Raw genomic sequence first — 16312 nt, forward strand, 5'->3', positions numbered from 1 at the left:
CCCCCAGGTCCTCCGCCCACTCCAGCGCCCACGCCTTGAGCTCCTCGATCTGCCGGGCAGTGAGCCCGTACGCGGCGTAGTCCTCGTCCTCGTACCTGTCAGCACCAATGAGCTTCTTCAGCGTTGCAGCTCCAGTGTGAGGACGGCCTTGGCGATTGACGTCATGCGGTTGGGGCTGCAGCGGGACCTGCGGAAGATCCGCCAGGACTTCAGGCGGGCGACGCCGCGTTCGACGGGTGCGCGTGCTGCGGCCAGGGCACGGTTGCGGGTCTTGTCGGTGGGGGGCAGTTCCTGCAGGGGCTTGCGTTTGATGCCCGTGGTCAGCCACGGGCCGGCGCCCTGGTAGGCGAGATCGGCCACGATCGGAACGCCCTGGCGCTCGCAGATCCGGATGATCCGGTGGGTGCGGGCAGCGGTCAGGTCGTGGGTGCGGCCCGGTAGGGCGGGCGAGAGCCACAGCAGCCGGCCGCCGGGATCGGTGACGACCTGCACGTTCACGCCGTGGCGTCGGTGTTTGTGGGAGTAGTCGGCCCGGCCGTCGCCGACCCGGTCGCATTCGGCGAGAGTGCCGTCGAGCAGGACGAAGTCGGGTTCGTGGTCGCGCAGCGTCTTGAGCAGGCCCGGTGCACGGGCGGCGAGAAGGTCGACGACCGCGCTGGTGTAGGCATGGGCGGTGGACTCGCTGATGCCGAACCCGGCGGCGATCTTCGCCAGAGTGGTGTGTTCGCGCAGGTACACCAGTGCCACCATCGCGCGCTGTGACGGACGGAGCTTGCAGCGCCGGTCGCCCTCACGGGTGACGATCAGCATGGTGACCCACTCCACGAGTGCATGTGGCAGGTCGAGTGCGGCAGGATGCATGACCAACGAGGCCCCCGAGCAACGTGATTGAGACGTCAGACATTTCGATCAACAGCCCGGGGGCCTCGCTCGTTGCGCTTCACAGACCGTCACCCGACCGGTGGCCACATCGAAGAAGCTCAATGAGCCGGTCGCGGAGGTCCTCGAGTCTGAACTCGTCGTGGGCGCGGCGGCGGCCGAGGGATTCGAGGTCGGCTGTGGAGCGGTGGCGGGAGGCGGCCTGGACGTCGATGAGGTCGCGGACGGTGCCGCGGTCGGCGAAGGCGCGGACCTTGGTGCCGATCACGTCGTCGAGGGAGAGGACTGGGCCGTAGGGAGTCTGGGCGGGCGGGACCCAGAAAGCCTCCCTGAGGACGTCGACCTCGCACTCCTCGCCGGTGTCCGGGTCGGTGACGAGGAACCGGCCGCTGAGCGGGTCGGTCTGGACATGCGTGGTCCGCCAGCCGCGCGCGTTGAGGCCGGCTGTGAGGGAGGCGACGATCTTGTCCATTGGGGCGGGGGTCTCGGTGGCGACGTCGAGGTCGCGGCTGAAGCGTTCGACCAGGCCGTGAGCTTGCACGGCGTATCCGCGGGTGAGGACCAGAGGGTAAGGGGAGCCGAGGTCGTGGATGTCGGCGAGGAGACGCTTGTGGAGCGGGGTGAGTTTCACGCGGCGGTCGCGTCGGCCGGAGCGGTGCGCGGTAGCTCGGGGAAGGCGTCCTCCCAGACCTCACGGATGTAGGGGCTGATCAGGCGGCGCAGAACGGGCCACCGCTCGGCCAGCAGCCGGTGATGGAGGAAGGTCGCCAGATCTTCGCACAGGCCCTCGGCGAGGACGGTCTGGTAGAGCGTCATGCGGGACTTCGGGCGGTCCAGGCTGTAGCTCGTCCGCCCGGACCAGGCGATGTGCAGCGGCAGGTCGACCGTGCCCTCCATGGGGCCGGCCAGCTCCTGCAGGTGCTCGGGCAGCCGGCTGCGGTAGCGGTCCCGCAGCACCTCGGCGCGGGAGGGGCGGTGGTCGTCGCGTCCATGCGTCCAGCATCGCTGGTGGGAGGCGGCGCCACGGCGGATACGGGGCTCCCGACGCGCTCCGCCCCGGCGAACACAGCCTGACGCTGGTTGCCGCGCAGCAGTTCCTGGGTGGGCCGGGTCTCACGAGTCCGGTCCGACTCACCGAGCAGGCGACGGATCTTCCTGAGGTTCGGATCCTGGGTCTTCGAACTCGATGGGGTGTGGCGGTGACGGCCCGATGGCCGGTTACCGTGCGTGAGGGCTCTGGGTGCGGGTGGCCCGGACGCAAGGAGCCCGCGGATCTTCGTGATGTTGGTTGTTTTCCAGGCAACCAATCATGAATATCCACGGGCTTGAACATCGACGATGCCGGGATCAGCGAGGCGGTGACGCTACTACTGGGTCGAACCCCCGAGCCGGGACCCGGAGGGCACCTCGTCCCCACGATCAGCGCCGGCCCAGCTCGACGGCGGCTGTCCGAAGACGATTCGTGCGTACGTGATCGTCGCTCCCCCGAGGACAAGGCTACCGCCGGCGCCGAGCGCGGCGCCGACGCCAAGTGGCACCTGTTCGCTTAGTACCAGGACCCCTCGCTTGGTCCCATACTTGGTGATGAACTGCGGACGCAGCGCCTTGTTGGCCTGGTTGATCGCGCTCATGGGGATCGAACCGACGATGCGCCGTGCCCAATAGGGGCCGGTGTGCTCGACGACCTTTTCCAGTTTGCGCACCGCTGCGCCGCCGAGGACCACGGTCGTGACCAGGCGCCTGCGTTGCTCGAAGTCCTCGGAATGCAGGCCATGGATCTCGGCCAGCGACAGCAGGTAAAACACTGACGCTTCGGTGAAGGCTATGACGTGAGCCGGAGCCGCTGGGATTCCGACACCGGGCATGGTCGCTGCCACGCCGGATACTGCGCCGGACACAGTGATGCTGGCAAGGTAGGAGCGTTCCAACCGCCGGATCAGCTCCTGTGGTGTGTCGCTGGGGTGGACTCGTCGCAGGCGCTCGACGTTCTTCCTCGCCCGGGACTCCTGGGCGGCCAGTGTCTTGTCGAGAGCCTGCTGGACCAGGCTCTCGACGTCATCAGCCTTGCTCATCGGGTTGTGGTCCTCTCGGAGCTCGAGCGCCTCGAGGGCGCCGGGAGCGACGTGGGTGCGGCTGACAGCGAGGTGTCGCGCCATCACCGCGTTTGCACCCACCCGTGCAACCCCTCCAGGTGGCGCGGCAACCGGCTCCCCTGCCAGCCCAGCACCAGCCGCTGACGCGCGCGGGTGATCATGACGTAGTAGGCCATGCGGAGGGCCGCCGACGTGGGGTCGATGCCTGAGTCGGACTCCGCGTCGGCGATGACGACGGTGTCGAAGTCGAGCCCCTTGGCACTGGCACGGTGGACGAGGACGACACCGGGGCGAGCAAGGTCGAGGTCGCGGTAGCGTCCGGAGGGGGCCGCCGAGCTGTAAAGCTGGGGTTCGTGGGCGAGGCCGGACCGCTCCAGGCGGCGCATCAGGTCCGCCGCCGTGCGCAATGAGTTGACGATGACACCGATGCGGTCCCGCGGGTGCCGGGCCGCCAGGGTGGTGATCTCGTCGGCGAGGTCCTTGACGCCCGAGTAGTGACGGACCGTGGGCAGGGCGCCGCTGCGGAAGGGGACATCGGGGCGGGTGCCGCCGGTGCGGAAGTGTTCGGCGAGGGAAGCGATCTCGCGGGTGTTGCGGTGGTTGCCGAGAATCTCGACGCGTCCGGTGGAGCGGCCAAGGGCCTCGGCGATCTCGGTGAGGGTGGAGTTCGTCTCGGTGAGGCGCTGACACTCGTCGGCGAAGACCGTCACGGAGGCGGCAGCAAGGCGGGCCATTCGGTAGAAGCCCGGCGGCAGGTCCTGGCCCTCGTCGACGACGAGGTGGGGTGTGGCGGCATCGTGCTCGCCAACAGCGCCGGCGGCCTGGTGTGTGAGAGCCGGCCAGTCGAACCAGCTGTCCTCTGTCCGCGGTGCGTCACGGCCGAAGCGGCTGTAGACCCAGAGGTGGGCGGTGGATGCCTCGACAGGTGCGCCGGGGACCGCGAGACCCGCGAGGGTGTCGCGCAGGAGCTGGCGCAACAGGTTGGAGCGCGAGATCAGGAAGGTGTGGCGGCCAGTGAGGGCGAGGTGGACGGCACGATGCGCGGCGAGCAGGCTCTTGCCGCTGCCGGGCGGGCCGCTGACGACGTGGTTGCCGGTCAGCGGCAGCGCGTCCAGACAGTCGCGCTGGGCGGGGGTGAGGTCGGGGTGGAGGACGGGGGTGTTCGCGATGGTCATGGGTGTCTTCCCAGGGCGGTGGCGGCCGCTTGTTCGCGGCTCGCGGTGAGGACGTCGGTGAAGTAGCCGGGGACGCGGGCCGAGCCGACGACCAGGGCGCGGTCGAGGAGGGTGTTGCCGGTCTGGCAGCTGGTCTCGGGCAGCAGGGTGCAGGCGTGGCAGGCGGCCCGGTTGAGGTTGCCGAAGCCCTGGCCGGTGTGCTCGGCGCACAGCGGGTCGGCGGAGCACCAGGCAGCCGCCTCCAGCATCCGGATGAGCGTCTCGGCGAAGTGCGGCGCTTCGCCCTGTCGGACCAGACCGCCGAGGGTGCCTTCCGCGTCACCGGCGGCCGTATAGATCAGCAGTCCGCGCTGGCCGTACTCGGGGCGGCCGTACACGCGCTCGCGCAGGCTGGCGGTGGTGTAGCCGGAGTCGAAGGACAGCTGGCGGATGAGCAGGTGGGCGACGGTGTGCAGGAGCAGGAAGCGGGGCGAGAGTTCGCTGCCGGTCGTCTCGGCGAGTTGTTCCTCGCGGAACGACGCGTCGAGGTCCGTACGGATGTCGTGGACGTAGGCCTGTACGCGGGGGTCGTTCTCCCAGACGGTCAGGCGCTGTTCGTCGAGGGTGAGGACGATGCCCTCGCCGTAGACCTCGATCGCGGGGAGCCAGCGCAGGCGGCCGCTGGTGTCGGCGGGAACGAGGGTGCCGCCCGGCGAGTGGCGACGGAAGCCGGTCAGGGCACGGACCTCGCGGAGGCGGTCGAGGAGGACGACGCCGTCGATGTGCGCGTCGAGGGTGGCCCAGGGCTCCTCCTTCTCGCCGTCGAGGCCGAGTCCGCCGCGACGAATCGCGAACTCCTTGGTGGGCTCCGGGAGCCGGATCGCATCGAAGGCGAACCACTCGTCGCGACTCAGGTCGATCTTTCCGGACTTTCCAGGCTCCGGCTGGTCTGCAGGCAGTGGTGCGGGAGCGCCCGTGGCCTCCGCGACAAGCTGATCGATGAGGCTGCCGGGGGCTTCGGTGTCCTCCTTGATCATGCCGCGGAAGGTGTCGGCCCTGGGCGTGCCGAGGGCTTCGAGCAGGATCGGCCAGTAGCCGTGGCCCAGGACGGCCTCCGCCATGTCCTGCTCCGCACGCGGGGCTTCGGTGGTCTGGGGGATGTCGAGGGCCGAGTAGACGACCGGGTAGTAGACGTTGCCGGCGGTGCGCTGCACGATGTGCACCTGCTGGCCGCAGGAAGCCCTCGCGTCCCAGCGCTGCCAGGGGTTACGGCCCGAGCAGTGTCCGCCCTGGGGGCCGAGCACGTCGAGCAGGTCACGTTCGGCGCCGCACGGCTTGCCGCCCAGCCCGGTCGCTCCACAGCGCACTGAGAGCGCTTCGAGTCCGGAGGCGCGGTCGGCGACGCGGAAGCTGAGCCGACGTGCCTTCCAGGCCTGCTTCGACTCGGAGCACGAGTCCCGCAGTTCGGGCGCGAGCTTGGAGTGGGCCCAGTACCACCAGTCGACGTCGTCGAGGTGTCCGTCCGGGCAGATGCGGACGAACCGCATCGGAGTGAGGCGGGGTGCGGCGGCGCAGGAGGTGCAAACGGGCGGCTCGCCGGGCTTCTCGTTCTCGCGCAGGAAACGGACCATGGCCCGGCAGGAGCCGCAGAACAGCCAGCCGGGGAAGCGCACATAGGGGACGCCGGGGCGGTCGGGCTTGTCGTAGCGGTCGTTGAGGGTGTGGGGCGCGGCGAAGAAACCCATCACGCCGAGGCGGGCGGCGAGCCGTTCGGAAGGGACGGGGGTCTTCAGCCCCGGCCAGTTCTCGATGCCGGCGGCGACGAACGACTCGCCCTGGACGTCGAGTACCGCGCCCACGCCGAACGGCAGCACGGTCTGCGCCTGGCGGACCCGGAGTTTGCGCTTCACTTTCCTGCTCCCGTCACGGTGATCTGGCACTCGCGGTCGACGCTGCGCATGGAGTTGAGGGTCTCCCACAGGCCGTAACGCTGCTCGAAGGCCTTGAGCAGGTTGTGCTGGCCCTTGCCCTGGCTGCGGTAGTAGAGGTCCTTGCCCTCGGCCGCGGCGGTGTCGGCCTGCCGGTACCAGTCGTCCAGGAGGTAGCCGAGTTCCGCTCGTACGTCGGCGCGTACGGCGTCGGCGTCGGCTCCCGTGGCGCCGCGCTCGGCGGTCGCGGCACGCTCAGCGAGGGCGTCGGCGATCCGCCCTGCCTCTTCCTTGTGGGCGGTAATCCGTCCGGCCCGGTTCTCGGCGGCCAGGCCAAGCCGGTGGCGGACCAGGATGACGAGCGCGGCGTGCAGGGCGCGTCGGCGTGCAGGCAGGGACCAGGGAGTGACGCTGGCGGGTTCGACGTAGCGGTAGAGCGCCCGGTGGTAGTCCATGAAGGTCTCGTAGTGGGACCGGTCGCGCGGGCGGGTGGCGTTGAAGTAGGTGATGACGAGTCCGGGCACGTGGTGGCGGCCGACGCGGCTGGTGGCCTGGATGTACTCGGCGGTGGTCTTGGGCTGGCCCTGCATGAGCATGTACGCGAGCCGCTTCACGTCGACGCCGACGGAGAGCATGTTGGTGCACGGCAGGAACGACACCGACCGGGGGTCCGTCCAGGGCTTTTCAAGGCGGTCGAGGAGGATGGGCTGATCGGCGCGCTTCACGCTGCTGTCGAGTTGCTGTACCTGCTCGCCGACCAGCTCGCGCGTGCCGGCACCCTCGTCGAGGCCGCGGAGCTGGGCGGGGATGTCGTCGCCGGCCGCGGTGACGGTACGACCGAGTTCGCGCAGGCTGTGGTGGTAGGCAACGAGTGTCCAGTAGTCGTCGCGGTGTTCCTCGGGGAGCTGGTGGACGCCCTGGAGCATGGCCGCCGTGGTGGCGACGGCTCCGCGGCCCGCGGTGTGGCCCTGAGCCATGACGCCGAGGTAGAGGCGGCCGGGGCGGCCGGTGTCGGGGACGGCGAAGAAGCTGTCGCGGGCGTCGAGCCCGGACGGCGGGAAGAGCTGGACGTCCTGGTGGTGCAGGGCTCGGACCTGTTCGGCGGAGCGCCGGATGGTGGCCGTAGCGGCGACGATCTTGGGCGAGCGGCCGTCCGGGCCGGTGCACAGCTCCAGGATGGCCGCCTCGTAGAGGCCGACCGTGGTGCCGAGCGGTCCGGTGAGCAGGTGCAGCTCGTCCTGGATGATCAGGGACGGGGGCAGGTTGCCGGTGCCGGCGCCGAAGAGGCTGCCGGAGTCAGGCTCCCAGGCGAGCCGGGCGAACTTGTCGACGGTGCCCAGGACGAAGGTGGGCGGATCCTCGTAGAGGTGCTGGTCGACGACGGCGACGGGCAGGACGTCGTGGAAGGCGCACTCGTCACGGGTGCAGTAGAAGGTGAACTCGTCCGTTTCGGCGCGGACTCCGTAGTCGGAGCGGACGCTGGACCGGGTCGGCGGCAGGATGCGGGTGCCGCACCACGGGCAGCGGTCGAGAATGAAGACATCCTCGGGGTGGCTGGCCTCGCGCTGCTCGTCAAAGGCGTCCTTGGCCGCCTGAAACTTGTTCGGGGTGGTGGTGTCGCCGACCCACAGGCCGATGGTGATGGGCTCGCCACCGAGGCCGAGTCCGGGTTCGGCGCGGCGAAGGTGCTCCAGAGCACAGATCGTGGTGGCGGCGCGCTGGAACTGCTGGGTGGTGAGCAGACTGAGGGTGTAGCGGCTGAGCACGGTGGTCCCGCCGCCTTCGCCCCGAATCCGGCGCAGGGCGATGGTGAACGCGGCCAGGAGGAGATACGCCTCGGTCTTGCCACCACCGGTGGGGAACCAGATCAGGTCGGTGGTCTCGCGGTCGCGGTGTCCGGGGTCGGCGACGCCGTCGAGGGCGAGGAGGAAGAAGGCGAGCTGGAAAGGGCGCCAGGTGGCCTTGGGGTCGACGGGCGGGTCGATGCCCACGGTGTCCGCGCGGTGGCGCCGCTGACCGGCCTGGTCGGGGGCGGAGTGCCGCATCTGCAGCAGCATGGCGCGCTGGGCGACGCGGAAGGCGTCGAGGAGTTCGGGCCGCTCGGGGTCGCACAGGGTACGCACGCCAGCCTCGATGCGGGTGACCGCCTGCCGGACCCGGTCGAGGATCCGCTCCGCGGCCTCCCGGCCCCATGGCGGCACCTCGACGGAACGCTGTCCCACGTACCAGGCGTGGTACGCGGCAGCGAACTCAGCAAGCTCCTCACGGAGTTGGCCCCTATCGACGGCCGGGTCGGCCAGGTGGGAGATGGTGAGCGCGGGGGCGTCGAGCGGGCCGCCGGCCCGAAGAGCGGGTACCTCGGCACGTGGCAGGGCTTCGCAGGCGAGGCGTTCGACACCGCCGTCCTCGCCGTGGTCTTCGCGGACGGCGCAGCCGTGGCCGACGGCATGGGTGACGACGTGCCGGTACTGGAGGCGCAGTTCGCGTTCCTCGGGATCGCGGCTGGCGAGCCGGACGCTGGGGTACGGCAGCACGGTGCCATCGGCGGGGCGGACGCTGAGCCGGCACTGGAACAGCATGTCGTCCCAGTCCGGCGCCTTGTCGTCGGCAGGGTCGTGATGCTTTTCGTTGACCAGGGCCACGGTGATGAGGGTGCCCGCGCCGTAGGAGCGGCGGGTCAGCTGGATCTTCGCGCGGCCGTCGAAGACGGGCACCTCCTCCCGGTCGGGGCCGATCGCGTGTGTCTCGGGCCTGAGGGGGATGCGCTGCCAGCGCCGCCCGCGCCCGGGTTCGTTCCGCTGCGTCTCGTAGCGGGCGGCGGCGCAGCTGACCTCGACGTCGACGGCATCGGTGTAGAAGCTGATGCCGAGGGACGCGGGCAGCCAGCTGTTGGTCTCGGGCACGGGGTCGGGGGCCGGGCCCACGTCGGGGGCGTCCTGCTCGGCACCAGGTGCCTCGGGGTCGTCGGCGGCGAGGTCGAGCCGGCGCTGACGATCCGCCTGTTGCGGGTAGAGCGTGCCCATCAGGTACTGCCGGTCCGGCGGTGCGTCGAGTACCTCGTCGTCACCGCCGGCGGGGCCGACGAGCTGGCGGGTGAGGTAGTCGACCAGCTCTTGGCGCGGGTCCATGTGCGGGTTCCTTCGATCGAGTGGGGGCGTTGAGCGGGAACAGCTGTGGGCCCGCCGTGAATTGCGGTCGGTTCAGAGGTGCGACGGGATCATCCCGTGACGGATCAGCTGGCCACGAAACTTCGCCTTGGCCTTCGACTCGACTTGGCGGATGCGCTCACGCGTGACACCGAAGACGACCCCGATGTCCTCAAGCGTGTCCGGCTCGTCCCCGTCAAGACCGGTGCGCCGGACAAGGACATGCCGCTCACGTTCGGAGAGGTGCTCCAGGACGTGCCGCAGGCGCGCCTGAAGCTCCTTGCGAATCAACACGACAGCGGGCCCGGGCAGTCGGCTCGGCCCGATGATGAGGTCGCCGAGGGCAGTGTCGTCGCCGATGATCCGGTCCAGGGAGTCGGTGGGCCGGCTGATCCTGCGTACCTCCTCCACTTCGGCGAAGGTAAGGCCGGTGGCGTAGGCCACGTTGTCGACGGTCCTGGCCCGGCCCTCACTCAGCAGCTTGCGCTCGGCCACAGCGACCTTGCTGACCTTTTCGTGCATGTGCACCGGCACCCGGATCAGAGTGCCCTCGTCAGCGATGGCCCGGGTGATGGCCTGCTTGATCCACCACGTCGCGTAGGTCGACAGCTTGTAGCCCTTGGTGGCGTCGAACTTGCGGACCGCGCGCATCAGTCCGATGGTTCCGTGCTGGACGAGGTCGTCGATGTCCAGTCCGCGTCCCTGGTAGCCCTGCGCGATCTTCCACACAAGCCGCCGGTTGTGCAGCACGAGGCACTCATAAGCGCACCACTGCTCGCCGTCGCGGGGTAGGGCCCCGATCTCCTCCGCCGGAATATCGCGGCCGAGGCGGTCGGTACTGCCCCGCAGAAGAACGGCGAGCCCGACTTCCTCGTCCGCCTTCAGCAGGACCCTGGACGGCTCCCGCCGCCACCGGTCCTCCTCCAGCACGGCCCGAGCCGCGCGGACGGCGTCGGCCAGTCGTGCATCCACAGCGGTGGACGCAACTCGGGCACGCTTCCCGCCGATCGACGGTCTCTGGGGCGTGGCCTTGGACGCCGGAGCGAGTGCAGACGCAGCGGAGCGGGCCTCACGACGCTCCACCGATTCGGCGGGCACGCGGGGCGTTCCGGGGCGGGTGATCGGGAAGTCGGCGGTCAGCTCACGCGCTTCGGCAGGGCTGAGCCCGTGGAGCCGTACAACTCCGTCGTGGGCGAGCTTGCTCACGGTGCCGTCGGCATCGGTATAGCGGGCGAGCATGCGCCGGGCCTGGGCCAGGCGTCTGGCTGCCTCCGTCGCGGCGAGCCCGGTTTCAGGGGCGGCGGCCGGTGGGGCGGATGCCTTCGGCGACGGGGTCACAGCCCGCGCCTCAAGATCAGCGGCGGGCGTGGGGCGGTGACTCACCCGCCCTCGGCGGGACGGCTTCACGTGAATGCCAGCAGCAGCCAGCCCGCTACGAAACCTTCGCCGCTGTTCGTCGGTCCTCAGCCCGAGTCGCTCCGCCTCCAGCGCGAAGGCCCGCTGGCTGACAATGCCCGAACGAGACGCGCAGCGCGTCAGTCTCTCGATGACGGACGGCAACTCCGCCTCGATCGTGCGCCGTTCGGACTCGCCCACGGACTCCCCACCCATAACGCCCCCACTCCAGCGACCACGCGCCAGTTCCGCCCGAAAGACCCGGTCGGCGGAACCACACAATAGGCCGAGTGCGTTTACACCGTCAACGTGCTGAGCCGACTTGTTTACGAAACGTCCAAGTCACTTGACAGCGTCAACAGGTAAGGTGTGCGGTGTTCACGCATGCCTCGTCCCTACCTCGGAAGGTCACCCATGCCGCACTCCGACCGCCTCCCCGGCGCCCCCGAGTTCCGCATCAAGCTTCCCAAGGATGGCGGTGAGGCGCGCGGGTATCTGCTCGCGGAGTTCGGCGGCAACGGCACGCACAAGTTCCTCCTGCTGGAGGGCTCGATGGTGGTGGCCGAGGCATGGCCCGGGCTTGGCGATCACGCACGCCGGATCCGCGCGGAGCTGCGCGCGAGCGGCGGGCTCGTCGACGCGCCTGCCGAATCCGACCGGCCGGAGGCACCGCCGCGTTGGGTGGCGACCCGGGACATCGCGTGCAACTCGTCCTCGGCCGCCGCCGCGCTGGTGTACGGCTACGACGCATCCGGCCCGGAGTCCTGGCGAACCGCCGAGGGCCACGCGCTCGCCGACTATCTGTCCACCGGCTGGCGTGCCCCACGCAAAGCGTGGCTGGTGCGCGGCTCCAATGTCTCCGGGCACAACCTGGTGCGGCAGCTGTGGCTGAAGGAGGGGGTCGTCTCGCTCGCGGGCGCGCACCTGCCGCCTCTGGAGGAGACCGATCCGACCAAGAGCGTGCTGCGTCGCTACGTGGAGGAGGGGTACGAGGGGGCGGCCTCGTACAACCAGAAGCGGGGCCTCGTCGACGAGCTGCACGCCTTCCTGACGCAGATGCGCGTGGGCGACACGGTGGCCACCATCGGCGACGGCCGGCTGCACGTCGGGCGGATCACCGGGGAGGCCGTGCAGACCTCGTCGCCGGGCGGGCTGTCCAATCTGCGAAGAACCGTCGCCTGGCTGCCGCAGGGCCATGCGTACGAGGAGCTGCCGGAGGAAGTGCAGCAGAAGTTGTCTGTTCAGCATGACGTCGTCGACCTGACCGGTGTCCTGGAGGCGCTGGACGGGCTCACAGGGCATACGGACCCGGCAGCAGCCGACGACACCGGCGAGTTCCCCGCCGTCGAACGGCAGGCGCTGCGGGAGCTGTCGCTACCGGACATCACCGAGGCATTTGCGTCGGACCTCCTGGTCCACAACCGCGCCTGGCTGGAGGAGATGCGTGAACTGCTGCTCGACGAACGGCAGCTGGTGCTCTACGGCCCGCCGGGCACCGGTAAGACGTATCTGGCGATGAAGCTGGCCGAGTACTTCGGCGGCGGCCCGGAACAGGTCAAGATCGTGCAGTTCCACCCTTCGTACGCCTACGAGGACTTCTTCGAGGGGTTCCGGCCCGTCGAGGATCCCGAGACGAGGGAGGTTGCCTTCCGGCTGACGGCGGGCCCGCTGCGGGAGCTCGCCGATCTCGCCTCCCGCGAGGGCAACCGGCACATCCCGCATTTCCTGATCATCGACGAGATCAACCGCGCCAATCTGGCGAAGGTCTTCGGCGAGCTGTACTTCCTCCTGGAGTACCGCACGAGGTCGGTGCGTCTCACCTACTCCGGCGACGACTTCGCGCTGCCGCCGAATTTGTTTGTGATCGGCACGATGAACACCGCCGACCGGTCGATCGCCCTGGTCGACGCGGCGATGCGGCGCCGTTTCGCGTTCGTGGAGCTGTCTCCGCGCGCCGAGCCGACCGCCGGGCTGCTCGCGCGCTGGCTGAAGCGCGAAGGCAGGGACCCGGAGCCCGCCCGTCTCCTCGACGCCCTCAACGCCCTCATCAACGATGCCGACTTCGCCATCGGCCCCTCGTACCTGATGAAGCCGGGCGTGTACCGCAAGGGCGGCCTCGAACGGACCTGGCGCACGAAGATCCTGCCGCTGCTGGAGGAACACCACTACGGCGAGGGCCTCGATGTCGCCGCACGCTACGGTCTCGACTCGTTGCGCGAGCAGCGCCAGTGACCGCGCCCGTGCCCGTGGGTGAGGTGACGCTGCGCGAGTACGGGCCCGCCGTCTCCGTCCCTCTGGGCTCCGAGGCCGGGCGGGCCCTCGCCGTCTCCGGCATCCTGCAGAGCGCGACCCCAGATCCCGGCCGCAACGGGCACTGGCTGCTACGGGCGGGCAGCCGGGTCGGCGCCGTGCGGACGCCCGGCGGGCCGGTCGTACGGATCACGCCCAAAACCCCCGTGAGCCGGCTGTTCTTCCTTCTCGGGTTCAGTCTCGACCCGGCACGTGCCTGGCGTGACAGTCGGGAGGGCACCGTCGACACCGGAGCGTACGACGACGTCGTGCCCGCACTCGCGCACGCCGTGGAGCGGCAGATCGACGCGGCACTGCGGCAGGGGGTCCTCCGGGGCTACCGGGAGGTAGAGGAGTCCGCGCTGGTCGTGCGCGGGCGGCTGCGCGAGGCCGAGCAGATCCGGCGACACTTCGGCCGTACGCCGCCTGTGGAGATCGTCTACGACGCGTACACCGTCGACACCGCCGAGAACCGCATTCTGCGCGCCGCCACCGAGCGGTTGCTGCGGCTGCCGGGCGTTCCCAGTCCCGTCCAACGGCGTCTCGCCCACCAGCGCATACGTCTCGCCGACGCACTGCCACTGATACGGGGACAGGAACTGCCGCGTTGGCAGCCGTCACGCCTGAACTCCCGCTACCAGCCAGCACTGCGGCTCGCCGAGGCCGTTCTGCGCGGCACCTCACCGGAACACCGGCCGGCCGGGGCCGAACCGCTCACTGTCGACGGCTTCCTGCTCGACATGAACAAGTTGTTCGAGGACTTCGTCACGGTCGCCCTGCGTGAGGCCCTTCAGGAGCACGGCCTGACCGCGCGCCTCCAGGACCCCCACCACCTCGACACCGCGGGTCTGGTACGGATTCGCCCCGATCTCGTCGTCCGCACCGGCGACGAACGCACTCCGCTCGCCGTCGTCGACGCCAAGTACAAGGTCGAGAAGGCCGACGGACTCCTCAACGCCGACCTGTACCAGGCGCTGGCGTACGCCACCGTGCTCTCTCTGCCCGAGGCGCACCTGGTGTACGCGGCCGGACGGCAGCCCGAGCGCTTCCATGAGGTGCGCGGAACGACGGCCGGGCCGGAGGGACGGGGAGTGCGGCTGTACCAGCACAGCCTCGACCTCTCCCGCGAACCCGAACAACTCCTGTCGGCTCTGAAGGAGATCGCCGGACGGCTGGCCGGAGCCACCCCACATCCGTGACCATGAAACACGGTCAGTCAGAAAGGAAGGGACCTCATGCCCCGGCTCGCCTTCGCCCAGAGCTTCTGGGACGGCTACGACACCCTGGAGAAGCCCATCCGAGCCGGAGTGCGCAAGGCCATGGCGAAATTCCAGGCCATGAGCGTCGCCGATCTCAACGCGGACAAGGGACTGCACCTGGAGTCCGTCGAGAACGCCCGTGACCCGCGGATGCGCACCATTCGCATCACCGACTTCTGGCGGGGCGTCGTCCTCGCCCCCGACGACGGCAGCGACATGTTCCTCCTGGTCAATGTGCTACCGCACGACGACGCCTATACCTGGGCGGCGAAGCGTCTGTACAGCGCGAACTCCGCGACCCGGGCCCTGGAGATACGCAACGCCGTCGCCTTGGACGAGCTGACGCCGCTGTACGAGACAGCCGCACGCACGGCTCCACGGCTGCTTTTCGCGGATGTCTCCGACGGCACGCTGCGCGAGCTCGGCATCGACGATCAGGTGCTGCGCGCCGCGCGTTCGCTGGTGGACAAGGCCCAGCTGGAGGCGTTCTCCACGCTCCTGCCGGAGGATCAGCGGGAGGTGCTGCAGTATCTCGCCGAGGGGTTCAGCCCCGAAGAGGTCTACCGGGACGTCGTGGCCGTCCGTCGGCCCGCCGATGCACCCCCTGAGCCGGTGGAAGACCTGGCCACGGTGATCGCCAACACTCCCGCACGCGTCCGCCTGATCACCGGGCCGCAGGAGCTGGAGGAGATTCTGGAGAAGCCGTTCGAGGCCTGGCGGGTCTTCCTCCACCCCTCCCAGCGGCGCGTCGCCTACCGCACCTCGTACGGGGGTCCCGTACAGGTCGCTGGCGGACCCGGGACGGGCAAGACGGTGGCGGCCCTGCATCGGGTCAAGCACCTGCTCGGCCGTTCCGAGGACGGCCGCATCCTGCTCACCACGTTCACGAACGCGCTGGCCGCCGGACTGCGTGAGATGCTCGGCCTACTCCTCGACGAGGACGAGAAGCTGCTGGCCCGGGTCGACGTGACAACGGTCGACGCCTATGCGAACGGCATCGTGCGCGCGAAATCGGCGGCCGCGCCCAGACTGATCGGGGACCGGGAACAGCGGCAGTTGTGGGAGAAGGCCGTCAAGCAGCTCGATCTGCCGTTCACCGCCCAGTTCCTGGCCCAGGAGTACCGGCACGTCGTACTCGGTCAGAACCTCCGCGATCTCGACGCCTACCTCGGGGCGAGCCGTCGCAGCCGCGGCACCGGCCTCGGCCCCACGCGCCGCCGGGAGGTGTGGAGCGGCGTGGAGCGGTTCGAACAGTTCCTGCGCGACCGCGGCGAGACCACACACCTGCGCGTCTGCGCCCGCGCGGCGGAACTCCTCGCTGGCGAGCCGACTCCGTACGCCCATGTCGTCGTCGACGAGGCACAGGACCTGCACCCCGCACAGTGGCGTGTGCTGCGGACCGCAGTGTCTCCTGGCCCCGACGACCTGTTCGTCACCGGCGACCCGCATCAGCGGATCTACGACTCCCGGGTCTCGCTCGGCTCCCTGGGCATCACCACGGCCGGCCGCAGCTTCCGGTTGCGCGTCAACTACCGCTCGACCGAGGAGATCCTCGCCTGGTCTGCGCGGCTCCTCGCGCCCGTCACCATCGACGCGCTCGAGGGCGAGGGAACGGACTCGCTGGCCGGGTACCGCTCCCTGCTCCACGGGCGCCGCCCCCAGACGCAGGGGTACGCGACCCGGCAGGAGGAGACCGAGGCCCTGGTGGACCGGGTCCGGGCGTTGCTCGCCGAGGGCCTCGCACCACACGAGATCGGCGTGTGCGCACGCTTCAACCTTTCTCTGGACGCGGCCGAGGAGAAACTGAAGGCTGCGGGCGTCCCGGTGCTGCGTGTCAAGGGACAGGTCGCGCAGGGAACTGAGGGTGTACGGCTGGCAACGATGCACGCGATGAAGGGGCTGGAGTTCCGCGCGGTGTCCGTCCTCGGTGTCACTGAGGGCACCGTCCCGTTCGCTCGTGAGATCACCCCACGCGAGGTGGACCCACTGCTGCACGACGCCGACCTGCTCCGCGAACGCTGCTTGCTCTTCGTCGCCTGCACTCGCGCTCGGGAAGCGCTGAGTGTGACGTGGAGCGGAGCTCCGAGCCCGTTTCTGCCACCCGCCGCCTCATGAGAGCTGTCGCCTGGAACGGGCCGGTGCGGGGCACCCACCTTGGTCCCCCGCGCT

At 69.8% G+C, this 16312-nt stretch carries 10 protein-coding genes and 1 pseudogene; 3 read left to right on the plus strand and 8 right to left on the minus strand.

Features of this window, described 5'->3' with window-relative positions:
* Positions 1–117 precede the first annotated feature (117 nt).
* From ACF1BN_RS35540 to ACF1BN_RS35575, 8 genes and pseudogenes are all read right to left on the minus strand, one after another.
* Positions 118–867 carry a transposase family protein gene (locus tag ACF1BN_RS35540; RefSeq protein WP_392335728.1) on the minus strand — a complete coding sequence of 250 codons (750 nt, stop codon included), beginning with the start codon at positions 865–867 and terminating at the stop codon, positions 118–120.
* Positions 868–985: 118 nt separating this feature from the next.
* Positions 986–1510 (minus strand): annotated as a pseudogene (locus ACF1BN_RS35545) (nucleotidyl transferase AbiEii/AbiGii toxin family protein); the annotation flags it as partial.
* Positions 1507–1836, minus strand: a complete 330-nt coding sequence (locus ACF1BN_RS35550) for a hypothetical protein (RefSeq protein WP_392335729.1) — start codon at positions 1834–1836, stop codon at positions 1507–1509. The gene ACF1BN_RS35550 and the pseudogene ACF1BN_RS35545, both read right to left, overlap by 4 nt.
* Positions 1837–2246: 410 nt before the next feature.
* On the minus strand, positions 2247–2951 hold the full coding sequence (locus tag ACF1BN_RS35555; RefSeq protein WP_392335730.1) for a hypothetical protein: 705 nt from the start codon (positions 2949–2951) through the stop codon (positions 2247–2249).
* 83 nt (positions 2952–3034) lie between these two features.
* Complete coding sequence (locus tag ACF1BN_RS35560; RefSeq protein ID WP_392335731.1) at positions 3035–4147, minus strand: hypothetical protein; 1113 nt, start codon at positions 4145–4147, stop codon at positions 3035–3037.
* Entirely contained in the window at positions 4144–6036 is a 1893-nt protein-coding gene (drmB, locus tag ACF1BN_RS35565) for a DrmB family protein (RefSeq protein ID WP_392335732.1), read from the minus strand. Before drmB ends, ACF1BN_RS35560 begins: the two co-directional genes overlap by 4 nt.
* Complete coding sequence (locus ACF1BN_RS35570) at positions 6033–9182, minus strand: helicase-related protein (RefSeq protein WP_392335733.1); 3150 nt, start codon at positions 9180–9182, stop codon at positions 6033–6035. The genes drmB and ACF1BN_RS35570 overlap by 4 nt, the downstream gene beginning before the upstream one ends.
* Positions 9183–9254: 72 nt before the next feature.
* Complete coding sequence (locus ACF1BN_RS35575; RefSeq protein ID WP_392335734.1) at positions 9255–10796, minus strand: RNA polymerase sigma factor RpoD/SigA; 1542 nt, start codon at positions 10794–10796, stop codon at positions 9255–9257.
* A gap of 213 nt (positions 10797–11009) precedes the next feature.
* On the opposite strand from ACF1BN_RS35575, the gene ACF1BN_RS35580 reads away from it, so the two are divergent.
* The 3 genes from ACF1BN_RS35580 to ACF1BN_RS35590 are packed head-to-tail and all read left to right on the plus strand — an operon-like array spanning position 11010 to position 16258.
* The gene (locus ACF1BN_RS35580) at positions 11010–12827 is read left to right on the plus strand and encodes an AAA family ATPase (protein ID WP_392335735.1); all 1818 of its coding nucleotides are present in this window, start codon (positions 11010–11012) and stop codon (positions 12825–12827) included.
* Positions 12824–14083, plus strand: coding sequence for an McrC family protein (locus ACF1BN_RS35585; protein WP_392335736.1), 1260 nt, complete (start codon positions 12824–12826; stop codon positions 14081–14083). Before ACF1BN_RS35580 ends, ACF1BN_RS35585 begins: the two co-directional genes overlap by 4 nt.
* A gap of 36 nt (positions 14084–14119) precedes the next feature.
* Positions 14120–16258: a UvrD-helicase domain-containing protein gene (locus ACF1BN_RS35590; protein WP_392335737.1), complete on the plus strand. Its 2139-nt coding sequence runs from the start codon at positions 14120–14122 to the stop codon at positions 16256–16258.
* Positions 16259–16312 lie beyond the last annotated feature (54 nt).

The sequence above is a fragment of the Streptomyces sp. NPDC014861 genome (assembly GCF_043081625.1).
Classification (GTDB): Bacteria; Actinomycetota; Actinomycetes; order Streptomycetales; family Streptomycetaceae; genus Streptomyces.

What these genes read in the sequence shown, in the direction of transcription:
- ACF1BN_RS35590 (WP_392335737.1), top strand. Translation starts at nt 14,120, where the DNA reads ATGCCCCGGCTCGCCTTCGCCCAGAGCTTCTGGGACGGCTACGACACC.
- ACF1BN_RS35570 (WP_392335733.1), bottom strand. Translation starts at nt 9,182, where the DNA reads ATGGACCCGCGCCAAGAGCTGGTCGACTACCTCACCCGCCAGCTCGTC.
- ACF1BN_RS35560 (WP_392335731.1), bottom strand. Translation starts at nt 4,147, where the DNA reads ATGACCATCGCGAACACCCCCGTCCTCCACCCCGACCTCACCCCCGCC.
- ACF1BN_RS35555 (WP_392335730.1), bottom strand. Translation starts at nt 2,951, where the DNA reads ATGAGCAAGGCTGATGACGTCGAGAGCCTGGTCCAGCAGGCTCTCGAC.
- ACF1BN_RS35580 (WP_392335735.1), top strand. Translation starts at nt 11,010, where the DNA reads ATGCCGCACTCCGACCGCCTCCCCGGCGCCCCCGAGTTCCGCATCAAG.